At 73.8% G+C, this 16013-nt stretch carries 15 protein-coding genes; 6 read left to right on the top strand and 9 right to left on the bottom strand.

The annotated features are described in order from the left end of the window. Positions 1–73: 73 nt before the first annotated feature. From nirB to hutH, 5 genes are all read left to right on the top strand, one after another. Positions 74–2707 carry a nitrite reductase large subunit NirB gene (gene nirB, locus O2W20_RS07820; RefSeq protein WP_269173203.1) on the top strand — a complete coding sequence of 878 codons (2634 nt, stop codon included), beginning with the start codon at positions 74–76 and terminating at the stop codon, positions 2705–2707. Then, entirely contained in the window at positions 2704–3075 is a 372-nt protein-coding gene (gene nirD, locus O2W20_RS07815) for a nitrite reductase small subunit NirD (protein ID WP_269173204.1), read from the top strand. Before nirB ends, nirD begins: the two co-directional genes overlap by 4 nt. Positions 3076–3160: 85 nt before the next feature. After that, positions 3161–3724, top strand: coding sequence for a dihydrofolate reductase family protein (locus O2W20_RS07810; RefSeq protein WP_269173205.1), 564 nt, complete (start codon positions 3161–3163; stop codon positions 3722–3724). 41 nt (positions 3725–3765) lie between these two features. After that, positions 3766–4566, top strand: a complete 801-nt coding sequence (locus O2W20_RS07805; protein ID WP_269173206.1) for an IclR family transcriptional regulator — start codon at positions 3766–3768, stop codon at positions 4564–4566. Between the two features lie 72 nt (positions 4567–4638). Continuing rightward, positions 4639–6189, top strand: coding sequence for a histidine ammonia-lyase (hutH, locus tag O2W20_RS07800; RefSeq protein ID WP_269173207.1), 1551 nt, complete (start codon positions 4639–4641; stop codon positions 6187–6189). A gap of 266 nt (positions 6190–6455) precedes the next feature. On the opposite strand, the gene O2W20_RS07795 is transcribed toward hutH, so the two are convergent. From O2W20_RS07795 to O2W20_RS07740, 9 genes are all read right to left on the bottom strand, one after another. Continuing rightward, on the bottom strand, positions 6456–6698 hold the full coding sequence (locus tag O2W20_RS07795; protein WP_269173208.1) for a hypothetical protein: 243 nt from the start codon (positions 6696–6698) through the stop codon (positions 6456–6458). A gap of 295 nt (positions 6699–6993) precedes the next feature. Next, complete coding sequence (locus tag O2W20_RS07790; RefSeq protein WP_269173209.1) at positions 6994–7272, bottom strand: hypothetical protein; 279 nt, start codon at positions 7270–7272, stop codon at positions 6994–6996. Positions 7273–7860: 588 nt separating this feature from the next. Then, positions 7861–8406 (bottom strand): hypothetical protein, encoded by a 546-nt coding sequence (locus O2W20_RS07785; protein ID WP_269173210.1) that lies wholly within the window; start codon positions 8404–8406, stop codon positions 7861–7863. 202 nt (positions 8407–8608) lie between these two features. Continuing rightward, on the bottom strand, positions 8609–10303 hold the full coding sequence (locus O2W20_RS07780; RefSeq protein WP_269173211.1) for a long-chain-fatty-acid--CoA ligase: 1695 nt from the start codon (positions 10301–10303) through the stop codon (positions 8609–8611). A gap of 93 nt (positions 10304–10396) precedes the next feature. Then, positions 10397–11503 carry a cold-shock protein gene (locus tag O2W20_RS22760; protein ID WP_442928951.1) on the bottom strand — a complete coding sequence of 369 codons (1107 nt, stop codon included), beginning with the start codon at positions 11501–11503 and terminating at the stop codon, positions 10397–10399. A 120-nt stretch (positions 11504–11623) separates the two neighbouring features. Next, positions 11624–12409, bottom strand: coding sequence for an alpha/beta hydrolase (locus O2W20_RS07755; RefSeq protein WP_269173212.1), 786 nt, complete (start codon positions 12407–12409; stop codon positions 11624–11626). A gap of 42 nt (positions 12410–12451) precedes the next feature. Then, complete coding sequence (locus O2W20_RS07750; protein ID WP_269173213.1) at positions 12452–13207, bottom strand: nitrilase-related carbon-nitrogen hydrolase; 756 nt, start codon at positions 13205–13207, stop codon at positions 12452–12454. After that, complete coding sequence (locus tag O2W20_RS07745; protein ID WP_269173214.1) at positions 13204–14406, bottom strand: pyridoxal phosphate-dependent aminotransferase; 1203 nt, start codon at positions 14404–14406, stop codon at positions 13204–13206. The genes O2W20_RS07750 and O2W20_RS07745 overlap by 4 nt, the downstream gene beginning before the upstream one ends. 4 nt (positions 14407–14410) lie before the next feature. Next, positions 14411–15277 carry an SDR family oxidoreductase gene (locus tag O2W20_RS07740; protein ID WP_269173215.1) on the bottom strand — a complete coding sequence of 289 codons (867 nt, stop codon included), beginning with the start codon at positions 15275–15277 and terminating at the stop codon, positions 14411–14413. A gap of 131 nt (positions 15278–15408) precedes the next feature. Between O2W20_RS07740 and O2W20_RS07735 the strand changes: the two genes are divergently transcribed. After that, a complete protein-coding gene (locus O2W20_RS07735) occupies positions 15409–16008 on the top strand; it encodes an acyl-CoA-like ligand-binding transcription factor (protein WP_269173216.1) in 600 nt (199 codons plus the stop codon). Positions 16009–16013: the final 5 nt, after the last annotated feature.

The following is a 16013-nucleotide window of genomic DNA, read 5'->3' as shown; positions in this document are numbered from 1 at the left end:
CCTCGTACATAACTTCGCTCGGCAGTGGGCCGCCGTCCCGCCGCACCGCCGCCGTCGAAGGAGCACCCTGCGCATGAGCACCCCCGCACCTCGTCAGCTCGTCGTCGTCGGCGGCGGGATGGTCGCCCACCGGCTGGTCGAGGCGCTCGTCGACCGGGGCGGGGTGGCCGACGGGGGCTGGCAGGTGACCGTGCTGGCCGAGGAGCCGCGCGCCCCCTACGACCGGGTCGCCCTGACCTCGTACTTCTCCGGCCGGGACCCGCAGGACCTGGCGCTCGGCGACCCGGGCCTCTGGGACACCCCGGGGGTGCAGCTGCGCCGCGGCGAGCAGGTGACCGAGGTCGACCGCGCGGCCCGCGTGGTGCGGACGGCGGGCGGCCGGGAGCACGGCTACGACGCGCTGGTGCTGGCCACCGGCTCCTCGCCGTTCGTGCCCCCGGTCGAGGGCAAGGACCTCCCCGGCTGCTTCGTCTACCGCACGATCGACGACGTCGCCGCACTCCGGCAGTACGTGTCCGAGGTCGACACCCGGCGGCAGGAGGACGGCAGCCCCCGACCGGTCACCGGCGCCGTCGTCGGCGGTGGGCTGCTCGGGCTGGAGGCCGCCGGCGCGCTGACCGCCCTGGGCGTGCAGACCCACGTGGTCGAGTTCGCCCCCCGGCTGATGCCGCTGCAGGTCGACGAGGGCGGCGGCGAAGCGCTGCAGCGGCTGGTCGGCGCGCTCGGCGTCCAGGTGCACGCCGGCACCGCGACGGCCAAGCTGACCGCGGGTCGGGACGGCAGGGTCGCCCGGATGCACGCCGCCGAGGGGTCCGCGGCGGGGCTGACCCACCTGGACGTCGACGTCGTCGTGTTCGCCGCGGGTGTGCGCCCGCGCGACGAGCTGGCCCGGGCCTGCGAGCTCCCGGTCGGCCCGCGCGGCGGCGTGGTCGTCGACCCCAGCTGCCGCACCGAGGACCCGGCCGTGTGGGCGATCGGCGAGGTCGCCTGCCTGGACGGGCGGACCTGGGGCCTGGTGGCGCCCGGCTACACGATGGCCGAGATCGTCGCCGACCAGCTGCTCGGCGGTGCCGCCGAGTTCCCCGGCGCGGACCTGTCCACCAAGCTGAAGCTGCTCGGGGTCGACGTCGCCAGCTTCGGCGACGCGTTCGGCACCTCACCGGGCGCACTGTCGGTCGTCTACGGCGACCCGGTCGCCGGGGTCTACAAGAAACTGGTCCTCTCCGACGACGCGCGCACGCTGCTCGGCGGCATCCTGGTCGGCGACGCGAGCGCCTACGCCGGGCTGCGGCCACTCGTCGGCCGCGAGCTCGGCGGCGACCCGGCCGCCTGGCTGCTGCCCGAGGGCGCCGAGGGCGGGCCCGCGTCGGCCGAGCTGCCCGACGACGCCGCGGTCTGCTCGTGCAACAACGTCACCGCCGGGGCGATCCGGGACGCCGTCCGCTGCGACGGGTGCGCCGACCTGGGCGCGGTGAAGGCGTGCACCAAGGCCGGCACGAGCTGCGGCTCCTGCCTGCCGCTGGTGAAGAAGCTGGTGACCACCGAGCTGGCCGCCGCCGGGGTCACGGTCAGCTCCGCGCTGTGCGAGCACTTCGACGTCAGCCGGGCGCAGCTGTTCGACGTCGTCCGGGTCACCGGGATCACCAGCTTCAGCGAGCTGGTCGACCGGCACGGCCGCGGCCGCGGCTGCGACATCTGCAAGCCGGTGGTCGCCTCCATCCTGGCCAGCCTGGACTCCGGGCACGTGCTGGACGGCGAGCGGGCCACGCTGCAGGACACCAACGACCACGTGATGGCCAACATCCAGAAGGACGGCACCTACTCGGTGGTGCCGCGCATCCCCGGCGGGGAGGTGACGCCGGAGGGGCTGATCGCGATCGGTGAGGTGGCCCGCGACTTCGGCCTCTACACCAAGATCACCGGCGGTCAGCGGATCGACCTGTTCGGCGCCCGGATGGAGCTGCTGCCGGCCATCTGGGAGCGGCTGGTGGCCGCCGGCTTCGAGTCCGGGCACGCGTACGGCAAGTCGCTGCGCACGGTGAAGTCCTGCGTGGGCTCGACCTGGTGCCGGTACGGCGTGCAGGACTCGGTGGCCCTGGCGATCGCACTCGAGCTCCGGTACCGCGGGCTGCGCTCCCCGCACAAGATCAAGCTCGGGGTGTCCGGCTGCGCGCGGGAATGCGCCGAGGCGCGCGGCAAGGACGTCGGGGTCATCGCCACCGACAACGGGTGGAACCTCTACGTCGGCGGCAACGGCGGCTTCACCCCCCGGCACGCGAAGCTATTGGCCGAGGACCTGGACACCGAGACGCTGGTGCGCACCATCGACCGCTTCCTCGTCTACTACGTGCGCACCGCCGACCGGCTGCAGCGCACCGCGCCGTGGCTGGAGGAGATCGAGGGCGGGCTGGACCACGTGCGCGCCGTCGTCCTGGACGACAGCCTGGGCATCGCCGCCGACCTGGACGCGGCGATGGCCGACCACGTCGAGGGCTACACCGACGAGTGGCGCGCCACCCTGGAGGACCCGGAGAAGTTGCGCCGCTTCGCCTCCTTCGTCAACGCCCCCGACTCTCCCGACCCATCGCTGTCCTACGTCGTGGAGCGGGGTCAGCCCCGCCCGAGCACCGCGGCGGAACGGACGGCCGGCGAGGCCACCGGCGCCGTCCTGGTGGCCGGCCCCCGACTGGAGGTGTTCTCCCGATGACCGCGACCCTGCCCCCCGAGACCACGGCCCCGGCCGGCTGGACGACCGTCTGCCGGTACGACGACCTGCAGCCCGAGCGCGGGGTGGCCGCGCTGGTCGGCGACCAGCAGGTCGCGGTGTTCCGGCTCTTCGACGGCGCGCTGCACGCCGTCGGGCACCGCGACCCGGTGAGCGGGGCGCACGTGATCGCCCGGGGCCTCGTCGGTACCCGCGGCGACGCGCCGACGGTGGCCTCGCCGATGTACAAGCAGGTGTTCGACCTGCGCACCGGGGTCTGCCTCGACACCCCCGACGACCCGGCGGTGCGGCTGCCGGTCCACCCGGTGCGGCTCCGCGACGGCTGGGTGGAGATCGGCTCGGGCGGCTGAGCCGCGCTCTGCCCGGGACCGATGAGTCCAGCACTGCTCGGCGGTCCTGTCCCCGGTAGAGCAGGCGACCGGGACGGAGAACACCATGCGCAGAGTCGTGGCCCAGATGGCGGTGTCGCTCGACGGGTACTTCGAGGGCCCGGACGGCGACATCGGCTGGCACCACGTCGACGAGGAGCTGCACGACCACTTCAACCAGCAGTTGGCCATGATGAGCGCCTTCCTCTTCGGCCGGGTGACCTACGAGCTGATGGAGCAGTACTGGCCGGCGGCGGACCAGGACCCCGACAGCTCGCCCACCGAGGCGGAGTTCGCCGGCATCTGGCGGGAGATGCCCAAGGTGGTCTACTCGAGCAGCCTCACCGCCCCGGGTCCGAACGCCACCCTGGTGCGCGACGTCGTACCCGACGAGGTGCGGGCACTGCAGGCGCAGCCCGGGGGCGACCTGGTGCTGGGCGGGGGGCGCCTGGGCGCGGCCTTCCGGCGGCACGACCTCATCGACGAGTACCGGATCTACGTGAACCCGGTCCTGCTGGGGGCCGGGCGCCTGCTCTTCGGTCCTGGTGAGAAGCCCATGGACCTGCGCCTGGTCGAGACCCGCACCTTCGGCAACGGCGTCGTCCTGCTGCGGCACGAACGGCCCCGCTGACCGCGGGCAGCGCGGGGTCGATCGCGCCGTAGGCTCCCCCGGTGCCGGAGCCGGTCCCCTCACCCCGGACGCCGCGGGGCGGGGTGCCGGCCGCCCGGCAGGCGCTGGCGCTGCTCCAGGCGCTGGCCCGCTCCCCCGGCGCCGTCCCCGCCGGCGCCCTCGCCCGGGACCTCGGACTGCCGCGGTCGACGACGTACCACCTGCTCGCCGAGCTGATCGACGCCGGCTTCGTCGTCCACCTGCCCGAGGAACGCCGGTACGGGCTCGGGGTGAGCGCCTTCGAGATCGGCAGCGCCTACTCCCGCCAGGAGCCGCTGGCCCGGCTGGCCCGCCCGGTGCTGGCCCGGCTCGTCGACGCGGTCGGCCACTCGGCGCACCTGGCGGTGCTGCACGGCCGGGAGGTGCTCTACGTCGTCGAGCAGCGGGCCCCGGGCCGGCCGCCGCTGGTGACCGACGTCGGCGTCCGGCTGCCGGCCCAGCTGACCGCCAGCGGCCGGGCCCTGCTGGCCGGTCTGCCGCCGGCCCAGGTGCGGGCGCTGTTCCCCGACGCGACCGCGTTCGTCGACCGGCACGACCTGGGTCCCCGCCGGCTCTCGGAGCTGCGCCGGCTGCTGGGCGAGGTGCACCGGGCCGGGTACGCCGACGAGGACGGCGAGGTCACCCCCGGCTTCGCCTCGGTCGCCGCGGCGGTGCACGACCACGCCGGCCGGCCTGCGGCGGCGGTCGCGGTCACCTTCCCCACCGAGGACGTCGACGCCCCGGGGCGGACCGAGCTGGCGCAGCGGGTGGCCCGGGCCGCCGGCGAGCTGACCCGCCGGATCAACGGCCGCCGCCCCAGCTGAACGTCTGGGATACCGGACAGCACTCGGCTCACGAGCCTGGATCCGCTGCCGCGGGCCAGGTCAGATGGACCCATGAGCACAGCGGTGGACACAGAGCAGGTCGTCGTCGGCAGCGGACCGGTCTCCTTCGACGACGTCGTCCGGGTGGCCCGGGACGGCTGCGGCGTGCGGCTGTCCGAGGAGGCGCTGGCCGGGATCGCCGCCACCCGCGGGGTCGTCGAGCGGCTGGCCGACGACGACCGCCCGCACTACGGCGTCTCCACCGGGTTCGGCGCGCTGGCCACCCGGCACATCCCGGTCGCCCAGCGGGCCCAGCTGCAGCGCAGCCTGATCCGCTCGCACGCCGCCGGCTCCGGCCCGGAGGTGGAGCGCGAGGTGGTGCGGGCGCTGATGCTGCTGCGGCTGTCGACGCTGGCGACCGGGCGCACCGGCGTCCGGCCGGAGACGGCCCGCGGCTACGCGGCGATGCTGGACGCCGGGATCACGCCGACCGTGCACGAGTACGGCTCGCTGGGGTGCTCCGGCGACCTCGCGCCCCTGTCGTCGATCGCGCTGGCGCTGATGGGCGAGGGCACCGTCCGGGACGCCGCCGGGGAGCTGCGGCCGGCCGCCGAGGCGCTGGCCGACGCCGGGCTGACCCCGGTGCAGCTGGCGGAGAAGGAGGGCCTGGCGCTGGTCAACGGCACCGACGGGATGCTCGGCATGCTGGTGCTCGCGCTGGCCGACCTGCGCCGGTTGTTGAGCACCGCCGACGTCGCCGCAGCGATGAGCGTGGAGGCGCTGCTGGGCAGCGACGCGGTGTTCGCCGCCGACCTGCAGGGGCTCCGCCCGCACCCCGGGCAGGCGGACTCAGCGGCCAACCTGCGCGCGCTGCTGGCCGGCAGCGGCGTGATGGCCAGCCACCGCGGGCCCGAGTGCACCCGGGTGCAGGACGCCTACTCGCTGCGCTGCGCCCCGCAGGTGCACGGCGCCGCCCGGGACACCGCGGCGCACGCCGCCACGGTCGCCGAGCGGGAGCTGGCCGCGGCGATCGACAACCCGGTGGTGACGGTGGACGGACGGGTCGAGTCCAACGGCAACTTCCACGGCGCCCCGGTCGGCTACGTGCTGGACTTCCTGGCGATCGCGGTCGCCGACGTGGCCAGCATGAGCGAGCGCCGCACCGACCGTTTCCTGGACGCCTCCCGCAGCCACGGACTCCCGCCCTTCCTCGCCCATGACGCGGGGGTCGACTCCGGCCACATGATCGCCCAGTACACCGCCGCGGGGATCGTCAGCGAGCTGAAGCGGCTCGCGGTGCCGGCCAGCGTCGACTCGATTCCCTCCTCGGCGATGCAGGAGGACCACGTCTCGATGGGCTGGGCCGCGGCGCGGAAGCTGCGCCGGGCGCTGGACGGGCTGACCCGCGTGCTGGCCATCGAGGTGCTCACCGCAGCCCGGGCGCTCGACCTGCGTACCCCGCTGCAGCCGGCCGCGGCCACGGGCGCGGTGCGGGACGCCGTCCGAGCCGCCGGGGTGCCCGGCCCCGGCCCGGATCGGCACCTGGCCCCGGAGATCGAGGCCGCCGTCCAGCTGGTCACCGACGGCGCCGTGCTCACCGCCACCGGGCTGCCCCTGCGCTGAGCCGGACCCCATCGGTGAGGTGACGTGAGCAAGCTTCGATGACTTGGCGCCGCGCCCGGCGAGTGCGCCCTGAAGGCGGCCTCAGGGACAGTTGCGCGTCTCGTTGGCGGCCTCTGGGTCACCCACCCAGAACCAGTCTTCGGGCGGCCCGAACTCGTCCTCGAAGAGGTCCTCGAAGTACGAGGGCGTCGACCCGCCTGGCCCACTTGGTGCTGGGCGCTTCGCCCGGCACGCGTCATCGGGGAGGACGAAGAAGCCGCGCTCCGTCAGGCAATCAACGATTGCCCTTGCCCACTCGTTGGTTTCTCCCATGACACGAACCGGCTGTAGCGACGTCCCTCCGTAAGAATCACCGCCGAGTAAGGCAAGGCGGTGGAGATGAAGACGAGCGCCGCCGCCGAACTCGGCCCGTCAACCTCGTAGATGCATGAGATGTCGCCGATGTTCTCGTCTGTCACAACAGTGACTGGGCCGAAGTCCTCAAGCGCCCGTTGCACCGGAGCGTGCACGTTCGAGACCGCAAGCTCGTAGGCCCGCTGGTAGGCACCGAGACCCGTCTCGCGTCTCTTTGGCCAACGCTGAGGTAGTGCTCCAGCGTGGTCAGCAGGCCGGGCGAGTCGCTCACGTGTCGAACGCTAGGCCACGAGATCCGACGGGCGCTGGGACCAGCGCCGAAGGTGCTCGTTTGTGTCCCATAGTGGGCCGTTCAGGGCCACGCGCATTCAACTTGTTAGGACGGGCGATATTGAGCCAGGCATTAAGGCACACCCGAGACCCGGGCTCACTTGCTTGCGGATCAGTCGATCAGTCGCAGGCGGCTTGCTCGGAAAAGACGACGTTCGGGAGGCCTTCTGGACCGAGCTGTCGTGCGGTCGTGGAGGTAACGGCCCCGAACTGACCTTGGGGCAGGAGCTCGTTAGCCAAGAAGGCGATGTTGTTACCGAACTCCTGGCAGCCGCCGGGCGCGGGCGCGGCCGAAGCGGCGACCGTGGGGCCAAGGGCTAGGACGGTGGCGATGCCTCCGACGATGATCAGACGCCGAGTCCGCATGGGGATCTCCGATCCGCTGAACAGCTTGGCCATGTGCCGCCCAAGCGTGGCGTCCCGCGCACTTTTCGCGCGAGGGGTCTGGGTGTACCCGGTGCAACCTGAAAGCGCGTCCGAACGCTGTGTAGCCAAAGGGCCACCTCACATGCTGCAGGGACGTGCTGCCGGGGACAGGCGCGCCCGTTGCGGTGTCCCATAGTGGGCCGCTCAGGGACACCAGCGGCCGGGCAAAGGGCGGCCTCGAGGACACCGCTGCGGACGCCGGTCTAAGCTCCGTGCGAGCGCACCGTCGGGAGTGATATGGCCGCCCGCCATCAGGCTGGGGCCGCGGTGCCGGGCCGGATGTGAGCCGGTCGAGCACCCCACATCGAGAGATTCACTGCGATGTCGGGTTGCCCGAAGAACTGCTACTCGTCCCAGGCTGCTGCCCTCCGGGCACTTGCCGCGATCCGGAGACGGCATCTTGAGCGCGGCCGGAAGGCGCCAACAGGTGCATACCTCTGCCCCCTGTGTCGGGGACAGTGGCACTTGACCTCCAAGTCACCGACGCAGTCCCCGCCGTGGCGAAGAAGGCGCCAGGCCGAGTGCGCCGGCCCGTAGCGACCGCTACGGGACGGGCGGTGGCTACTCGGCCCGCGCGAACAACCTCAGCGCTTCGACTTGGTCCTCCTCGAGGACCAACCGCGGGTTGACCGGCTTCGGATAGATCTCAGCCTGTGCCCACAGAGCGGTCCGCACGCTCGAGGCCGTGCCGACCTTTCTGCCGCGTGCGAGCAGGTCGTCGCGCAATCCCACGGCATCGAAGAGGTAGATGCTGTCGATGCGCCACGGCCGCGTTCCGCCAAGCGAACTCGTCGCCGCACCAGCCGGGCCGGTCATCACCAGGTACTCGTCCGGTATCAGTGGCGACGTCAGGTCGAGGATGCCCTCTCGCCGCAGATACCACTTCACGTTGACCGAACGCCCCTTGAGTGGACCGGACTGGAAGTGGCCGTCCCAAGCGGCCGCGGCGGCTGACTGCTCGAGTTCCACATCGAAGATCTCAGCAGCGATCCACTCGCCGAGGTGGCCTGACGTCATCGGTCTCCCGATGTGCGCCGCAATCTCGCCGTCGAGGCGGTTGCGCTCCCTGAGCAGGTCCGCGATCCGCCGCAGCTCCTCAAGCTTCACTGGCCCAGTCTGCGCCGCCATGCCATCGCACCGCCTCCCCCCGGCGTCGGACCGTCGCAGCGACGGCAGCACGTCATCGCAGCCACCCCTCGACCCCTGTCCCATAGTGGGCCGCTCAGGGACACCAGCACCGATTCGCTGGGAGGGCGGTTTCGGGAAGCTCACCGAACCACTCGGGGAGCAGCCGGCCCGACCAGTTCCGCTAGTCGGCGAGCAGTTGGTCGCGGACATCGCGGCGGAGCACCTTGCCGATCTGGGAGCGGGGCAGGTCGTCGACCGCCACGATCCGCCGCGGCACCTTGTAGCCGGCCAGCGACGCACGGATGGACTCGCGGACGGCGTCCAGGTCGAGCTCCCGCTCCAGCACGACCGCGGCGACGACGTCCTCCCCGTTCTTGCCGGGCAGGCCGACGACGGCGGCGTCGGTGATGCCGTCGACTGCCTTCAGCACCTCCTCGACCTCGGAGGGGTAGACGTTGAAGCCGCCGGTGATGATCAGCTCCTTGATCCGGTCGACGATCCGGACGAACCCGTCGTCGTCCACCTCGACCACGTCGCCGGTGCGCAGCCAGCCGCCGGGCAGCAGGACGGCAGCGGTCTCCTCCGGCCGGTTCCAGTAGCCGGAGAACACCTGGGGCCCCTGCACCAGTAGCTCGCCACGCTCCCCCGGTGCCCGGTCGACCGTCGGGTCCTCCGGGTCGACCACCCGCATCCGGGTCGACGGGAACGGCAGCCCGACGGTGCCGGGGCGACGGGTCGGGCCGACCGGGTTGCCGATCACGATGGGCGAAGCCTCGGTCATGCCGTAGCCCTCCACGACCAGCCCACCGGTGACCCGCTCCCACAGCTCGGCGGTCTCCAGCGGCAGCGGCATCGCCCCGGAGATCGCCACCCGGGTGCCCGACAGGTCCACGCCCCGCTCCTCGGCCGCGGCGGCCAGCCGTTGGTACATCGGCGGCACGCCGGGGAAGAACGTCGGCGGCCGCTTCTTCGCTGCGGCCAGCACCTGGTCGACGTCGAAGCGCGGGAACAGCACCAGCACCGCCCCCAGGCGCACCGCCGCAGCCAGGCAGAGCAGCACCCCGTAGGCGTGGAACATCGGGAGGACGCCGTAAAGGACCTCCTCGCCCGCCCGCAACTGGGGCACCCAGGCCAGGGACTGGGTGACGTTCGCGACCAGGTTCCGGTGGGTGAGGACGGCGGCCTTCGGGCTGCCGGTGGTGCCGCCGGTGTACTGCAGCAGCGCCACGTCCTCGTGCGCCGGACCCGGGTGGGTCTCCTCCAGCGGGGTCGCGTCGGCCACCACGGCGTCCCAGGACGTCGTCCCGGGGGCCGGCTTCGTCATCGCCGCCCGGGTGGCCCGGGCCTTGGGCACCGGCAGCCGCAGCGCCAGCCGCTTCACCAGCGGCAGCGCCCGGCTCAGGTCGACCGCGAGCACCTCGCGCAGCTCCGGGGCGTCCAGCTGCTGGACGACGGGGGCGACGACGTTCCAGACCACCGCGACGGTGGCCCCGTGGTCGCGGAACTGCGAGCCGAGCTCCTCAGCCGTGTAGAGCGGGTTGTGCTCGACGACCACCGCTCCGAGCCGGAGGACGGCGTTGAAGGCGACCACGTGCTGCGGGCAGTTGGGCAGCACCAGGGCCACCCGGTCACCCTGCCGCACCCCCAGGTCGCGCAACACCGTCGCGGCCCGGGCGACGGCGTCCCGTAGCTCGGCGTAGCTGGTCGTGGCACCGAAGAACTCCAGCGCCGGCCGGTCGGGGAACCGCTGCGCCGCCGAGGTCAGCAGGTCGGGGACGGTCTCCCGGGGGACCTCGACTTCGGCCGGAACGCCCTCGGCGTAGCTCCGGGTCCAGGCCGGCGCTTCCGGCGTCCTGGGGTGCGGCTCGGTGACCATCTGTTCCCTCGTTCGCGACGGCGCACCCGGGGTCGGCGGCGGGCCGTCCGTCCCGCTGACCGCCGCGGGTGCCCGGCGGTCAGCGGGAGGGTGTCAGAGCGGCTGGACGGAGTCGGCCTGCATGCCGCGGTCGCCGACGCTGGCGGTGTACTCGACCCGCTGACCCTCGTCCAGGCTGCGGTAACCACCCTGGTCGGCGATGGCGGAGAAGTGCACGAACACGTCGTCTCCGCCCTCGTCGGGCTCGATGAACCCGAAGCCCTTCTCGGCGTTGAAGAACCGCACGGTGCCCTGGGCGCCGGCACCGCCGCCGCGGGGTGCCCGCAGGGCGCGCGCGGCGCGGTCGTCCCGGCGGGGCCGCTCGTCCCGCCGGTCGTCACGTCGGTCGTCGTACCGGGCCGGCGGGCGACCGCCGCCGCCGAGCGGGCGCACCGAGTCGGCCTGCATGCCGCGCTGGCCGGGGCTGGCGCTGTACTCGACCCGCTGACCCTCGTCCAGGCTGCGGTAGCCACCGTCGTCCTCGATGGCGGAGAAGTGCACGAACACGTCGTCCCCGCCCTCGTCGGGCTCGATGAACCCGAAGCCCTTCTCGGCGTTGAAGAACCGCACCGTGCCCTCGGAGCCGCCACGCCCGCCGCGCGGGGCGGGCGCGTCCCGGCGGCCGCGTTCCTCGCGCTGGGGTGCCCGGCCGCCGCCGAGCGGCTGGACCGTGTCGGCCTGCAGGCCCCGCTGGCCGGGGCTGGCGGTGTACTCGACCCGCTGACCCTCGTCCAGGCTGCGGTAGCCACCGTCGTCGGCGATCGCGGAGAAGTGCACGAACACGTCGTCCCCGCCCTCGTCGGGCTCGATGAACCCGAAGCCCTTCTCGGCGTTGAACCAGCGGACCGTGCCCTCCGAGCCGCCGCCACCACTGCGGGGGGCCTGCGGCGCGCGGACCTGCCGGGGGTCGTCGCGGTGACCGCGCTCCTCACGGGCGGGCCGGCCACCGCCGCCGCCCAGGGGCTGGATGGAGTCCGCCTGCATGCCGCGGTCGCCGGCGCTGGCGGTGTACTCGACCCGCTGCCCCTCGTCCAGGCTGCGGAAGCCCCCGTCGTCGGCGATCGCGGAGAAGTGCGCGAACACGTCCTGCCCACCATCGTCGGGCTCGATGAACCCGAACCCCTTCTCGGCGTTGAACCACTTGACCGTGCCCTGCGACATCCTCTAGCTCCTGCACATCTCGACGTCCCACCTGGTACCTACCTGTACCAGGGTCCTCCAGCCTGCCCGCTCTGACGACCCGGCATGCTCACCGGGGTGCACAGCGGTCGATCTGGCCGGTCAACCGCCCGCCCGGACGAGCTGGTCGACGGCCTCCCGAGCGATCTCCGGGAGCACGGTGTGTCCGCCGTCGAACTCACGGTAGGTCACCTCGTAGCCGCCCTCCCGCAGCGCCGGGACGATCTGCCGGCTGGTCCGCTCCACCGGCAGCACCTCGTCGTCGACCCCGTGCGAGACGAAGACCGGAGGGCGACCGGTGCGAGAGGCCGGGGGGACGAAGCCCGGCGAGAAGGCGATGACGTCGCTGAACAGGTCGCCGTTGGCCAGCCCCAGGCCGAGTGCGTAGGAGGCGCCGTCGGAGAACCCGGCGACGGCGATCCGTCCGGGGTCGACGGGCAGCAGCCCGAGGGCCTCGCGCAGCGCCCGGTCGACGTGGTCGACGTCCGGGCCCCAGCCGGTGCCGAGCGCGTCCCACGTCGTCCCGCGTGAGGCCGGGGACAGCAGGAGCAGACCGCGCTCGTCGGCGAGCCCGCGCAGCGGCGCCAGTCCGCCCTCGGCGTCCCCACCTGCGCCGTGCAGGGTGACCACCAGCGGCACCGACCCCTCCGCCGGCAGCGTCGGCGGCACGTACAGCAGGGCGTCCCGGTCCTCGGCCACGCCCAGCGGGTGCGTACCGGGGGCCGGTGCTGACCCGGTCGGCTGGCCGCTGCCCGGACGCACGGCCAGGGTCGCCGGGTCCGGCGCCTCCTCTCCGCTGTCCCCCGGGCTGGGCGCGCCGCAGGCCGCCAGCAGGGCCGCCGCGGTCAGCTGGCCGGAGGCGGCGAGGAACGCGCGACGGGTGGGCACGGTGCGCCGGTACCCCGGATTGGCCCCGGGGGCACCACCTGCTCAGCTCCGGCGGTCGGCCAGGAAACGGAAGCGGTCCCGGGTGGCAGCCACCTCGGCGGCGTCGACGTCGGCCAGCACGATCGTCTCCACCCCCGAGGCGGTGGCCAGCAGCTCGCCCATCGGGGAGACGATCCGGCTGTCCCCGGCGTGCTCGGTGCCGTCGCCGGCCGTGCCGACCCGGTTGCAGCCGACCACGTAGGCCTGGTTCTCGATCGCCCGGGCCTGCAGCAGCGCCGACCAGTGGTGCCGGCGCGGGCTGGGCCAGTTCGCCGGCACCAGGTAGACGTCGGTGTCCGGCGCGGCCGCCCAGAACACGTCGGCGAAGCGCAGGTCATAGCAGATGAACGGGGTGATCCGCAGGCCACCGACGTCGACGGTGACCGGGCCGGTGCCGGAGCGGAACCGGGTCCGTTCGTCGGCGAAGGGGTGCAGCTTCCGGTAGCGGTGGGCGGTGCCGTCCGGGCCGGCGAGCACGAACGTGTTGTAGGGCAGCTCCCCCTCGACGTCGGTCTCCGGGCAGGTGCCGGCCACCCAGACGCCGTGCTCGGCGGCCTGCGCGGCGAGGAACTGAGACGACGGCCCACCCTCCGGTTCGCCGATCCCGGGCGTCATCGAGAAGCCGGTGGAGAAGGTCTCGGTGAGCAGCACCAGCTCCGCCCCGGCGCCCACCGCGCGGGCCACCTGCGGGGCCAGCCGGGCGAAGTTCGCCGCCCGGTCCTCCCAGACGATGTCGTGCTGCACCGCCGCGATCCTCATGCCAGCCTCCTCAACCGCGCGGCCGCCTCGGCCAGCACCTCGTCACGCTTGCAGAACGCGAACCGCACCAGGTGCCGCCCCAGCTCCGCGTGCTCCGGGGCATAGAAGACCACGGTCGGGACGGCGACCACCCCGGCCCGCCCGGGCAGGGACCGGCAGAACGCGATGCCGTCGCCGTCGGGCTGCCGCGGGCGGACGTCGACGGTGGCGAAGTAGGTGGCCTCCGGGCTCACCACCGGCAGCCCGGCGTCGGCCAGCCCGGCCACGAGGAGGTCGCGGCGGCGCTGCAGGTCGGCGGCGGCGCGGGTGAAGTACTCGTCGGGCAGCCGGAGCCCGGCGGCGATCGCCGGCTGGAACGGGCCGCCGTTGACGAAGGTGAGGTACTGCTTGGCGGTGCGGGCCGCTGCCACCAGCGGTGCCGGGCCGCAGATCCAGCCGGTCTTCCAGCCGGTGGTGTTGAACGTCTTGCCGCCGCTGCTCACAACCAGGGTGCGCTCGGCCATGTCGGGCAGGGTGGCGATCGAGACGTGCTCGGCGCCGGCGAACACCAGGTGCTCGTAGACCTCGTCGGTGAGCACCAGCAGGTCCGCGGCAGTGGCCACCTCGGCGAGCACCGCCAGCTCGGCGCGGGTGAACACCTTGCCGGTCGGGTTGTGCGGGGTGTTCAGCAGCAGCAGCCGCGCCCGCGGGGTGACCGCCGCCCGCAGCTCGGCCTCGTCGAAGGTCCAGGGTCCGGTGGCGACCTCGCCGGCGACCGAGGACGGCGGGCGGAGCGGAACCGGGCGCAGCACCCCGCCGGCCATCGCCACCGCCGCGGCGTAGCTGTCGTACATGGGCTCGAACAGCACCACCTCGTCGCCGGGCTCGAGCAGCCCGAGCAGCGCGGCGGTCAGCGCCTCGGTCGCCCCGGCCGTGACCAGCACCTCGTCGACCGGGTCGTAGGTCAGGCCGCGGAACCGCTGCTGGTGCTCGGCGATCGCGGCCCGCAGGTCGGGCTGACCGGGGCCCGGCGGGTACTGGTCGTGCGCCGTGCCGATCGCCGCCCGGGCGACGTCGAGGACCTCGGCCGGGCCCGGCTCGTCGGGGAAGCCCTGGCCCAGGTTGATCGCGCCGGTGGCGGCGGCCAGCGCGCTCATCTCGGCGAAGACCGTCGTCCCGAAGCCCTGCAGCCGGGAGGCGAGGTGCGGTGTCCGGGTCACCGGCTCATCCTGCCGTTGCCTCCGTCCGCCGCAGCACCTCGGCCAGCGGGGTGGCCGGGCGGCCCAGCAGCTCGGGGACGTCGCTGCTGACCGGGGCCATCTCCCCCGCCGCGATCGCCGTGTACGTGGAGACCCAGGCGTCCACCAGCCACTCGGGTGCCTCGAACTGGGCCCGGGAGGCGTGGGCCTCCGCCACGGTCTCCAGCTGGTAGCGCACCGGCCGGCCGATCACGGCGGTGATCGTCTCGGCGATCTCGCCGAGGGTCAGCGCCGCCGGCCCGGTGAGGTCGTAGACCGCCCCGGCGTGCGGCACCGGGTCCTGCAGCACGAGGGCGGCGACGGCGGCGATGTCGTCCAGCGCCACCACCGACGCCTGGCCGTCACCGGCGGGTCCGCGGATCACGCCGTCCTCGCCGACCATCTCCGGCATGTCCTCGGCGTAGAGCCCGTCACGGAGGAACGTCGTGGCCAGCCCGAGCGAGCGGGCGTGCTCCTCGGTGGCCCAGTGGTCGCGGGCCAGCAGGAACGTCGCGTCCGGCGCGGCGCCGAGGAAGGAGAGGTAGACCAGGTGACCGACCCCGGCGTCGGCCGCCGCGTCGAGGAAGCTGCGGTGCTGCTCGACCCGGTCGGCGGACTCGCTGCCCGAGACCATGAAGACCGTGCCGACGCCGGTCAGCGCTTCGCGCACGGCCGCCCGGTCGCCGTAGGGCGCGGTGGCGACGGTGGTGCCGGGCAGCTGCGGGGCGCGGGCCGGGTCACGGACCAGCAAGCGCTGGCTCACCCCGGCATCGGCGAGCAGCCGGGCGACCCGGCCGCCGAGCCGTCCGGTCGACCCGGTGACGGCGAGGGGCGGGAGCTCGGGATCGGTCACCGGCCGATCCTCGCCGATGGCCGCCGGTGCCGCCCACCCGGTGACCTCCGCGCCGACACCGCCCTCAGCCGGCACGCCGTGCAGTCTGCGCATGTTTGCAGTCCGTGCACTTTCCCTGCCATGCTCTCGACGTGACCACGGGCCTGCGCGAGCGCAAGAAGCAGGCCACCCGCGCGGCGCTGCACGAGTCGGCGCTGCGACTGGTCGCCGAGCGCGGGCTGGACCGGGTGTCGGTCGACGACATCGCCGCCGACGCCGACGTCTCCCCCCGGACGTTCTTCAACTACTTCCCCTCCAAGGACGACGCGGTCATCGGCCTGGACCCGGAGCACCCGCTCCGCCTCGCCGAGGCACTGTCCGCCCGGCCGGCGACCGAGACCCCCGTCCAAGCGCTGCGCGCGGTACACGCCGCCGAGGCCGCGCGGATGGCCGCGGAGACCGAGCTGTGGCCGCTGCGGCTGCAGGTCGTCGACGCACACCCGGCGCTGGCCGCCCGGCTCACCGCCTCGTTCGCCCGGAGCGAGCAGCTGCTGGCCGAGTGGCTCGCCGCCCGCACCGGCACCCAGGCCGAGCTCGACGTCCAGCCCTCCCTGCTCGCCGCCGTGCAGGGCTCGGTGATGCGCAGCGCGCTGCACCGCTGGCGCGCCGGCGGCTTCACCGCATCGCTGCCCACCCTCGTCGCCGAGGGCTGGGACCAGGTCGAGGCGGGCTTCCCCGCCCCGCGCCACTGACCCGA

Source organism: Modestobacter sp. VKM Ac-2982, from assembly GCF_026967935.1.
GTDB lineage: Bacteria > Actinomycetota > Actinomycetes > Mycobacteriales > Geodermatophilaceae > Modestobacter.
Note: the sequence above shows the minus strand (reverse complement) of the source record. Positions and strands in the feature narration are given on the sequence as shown.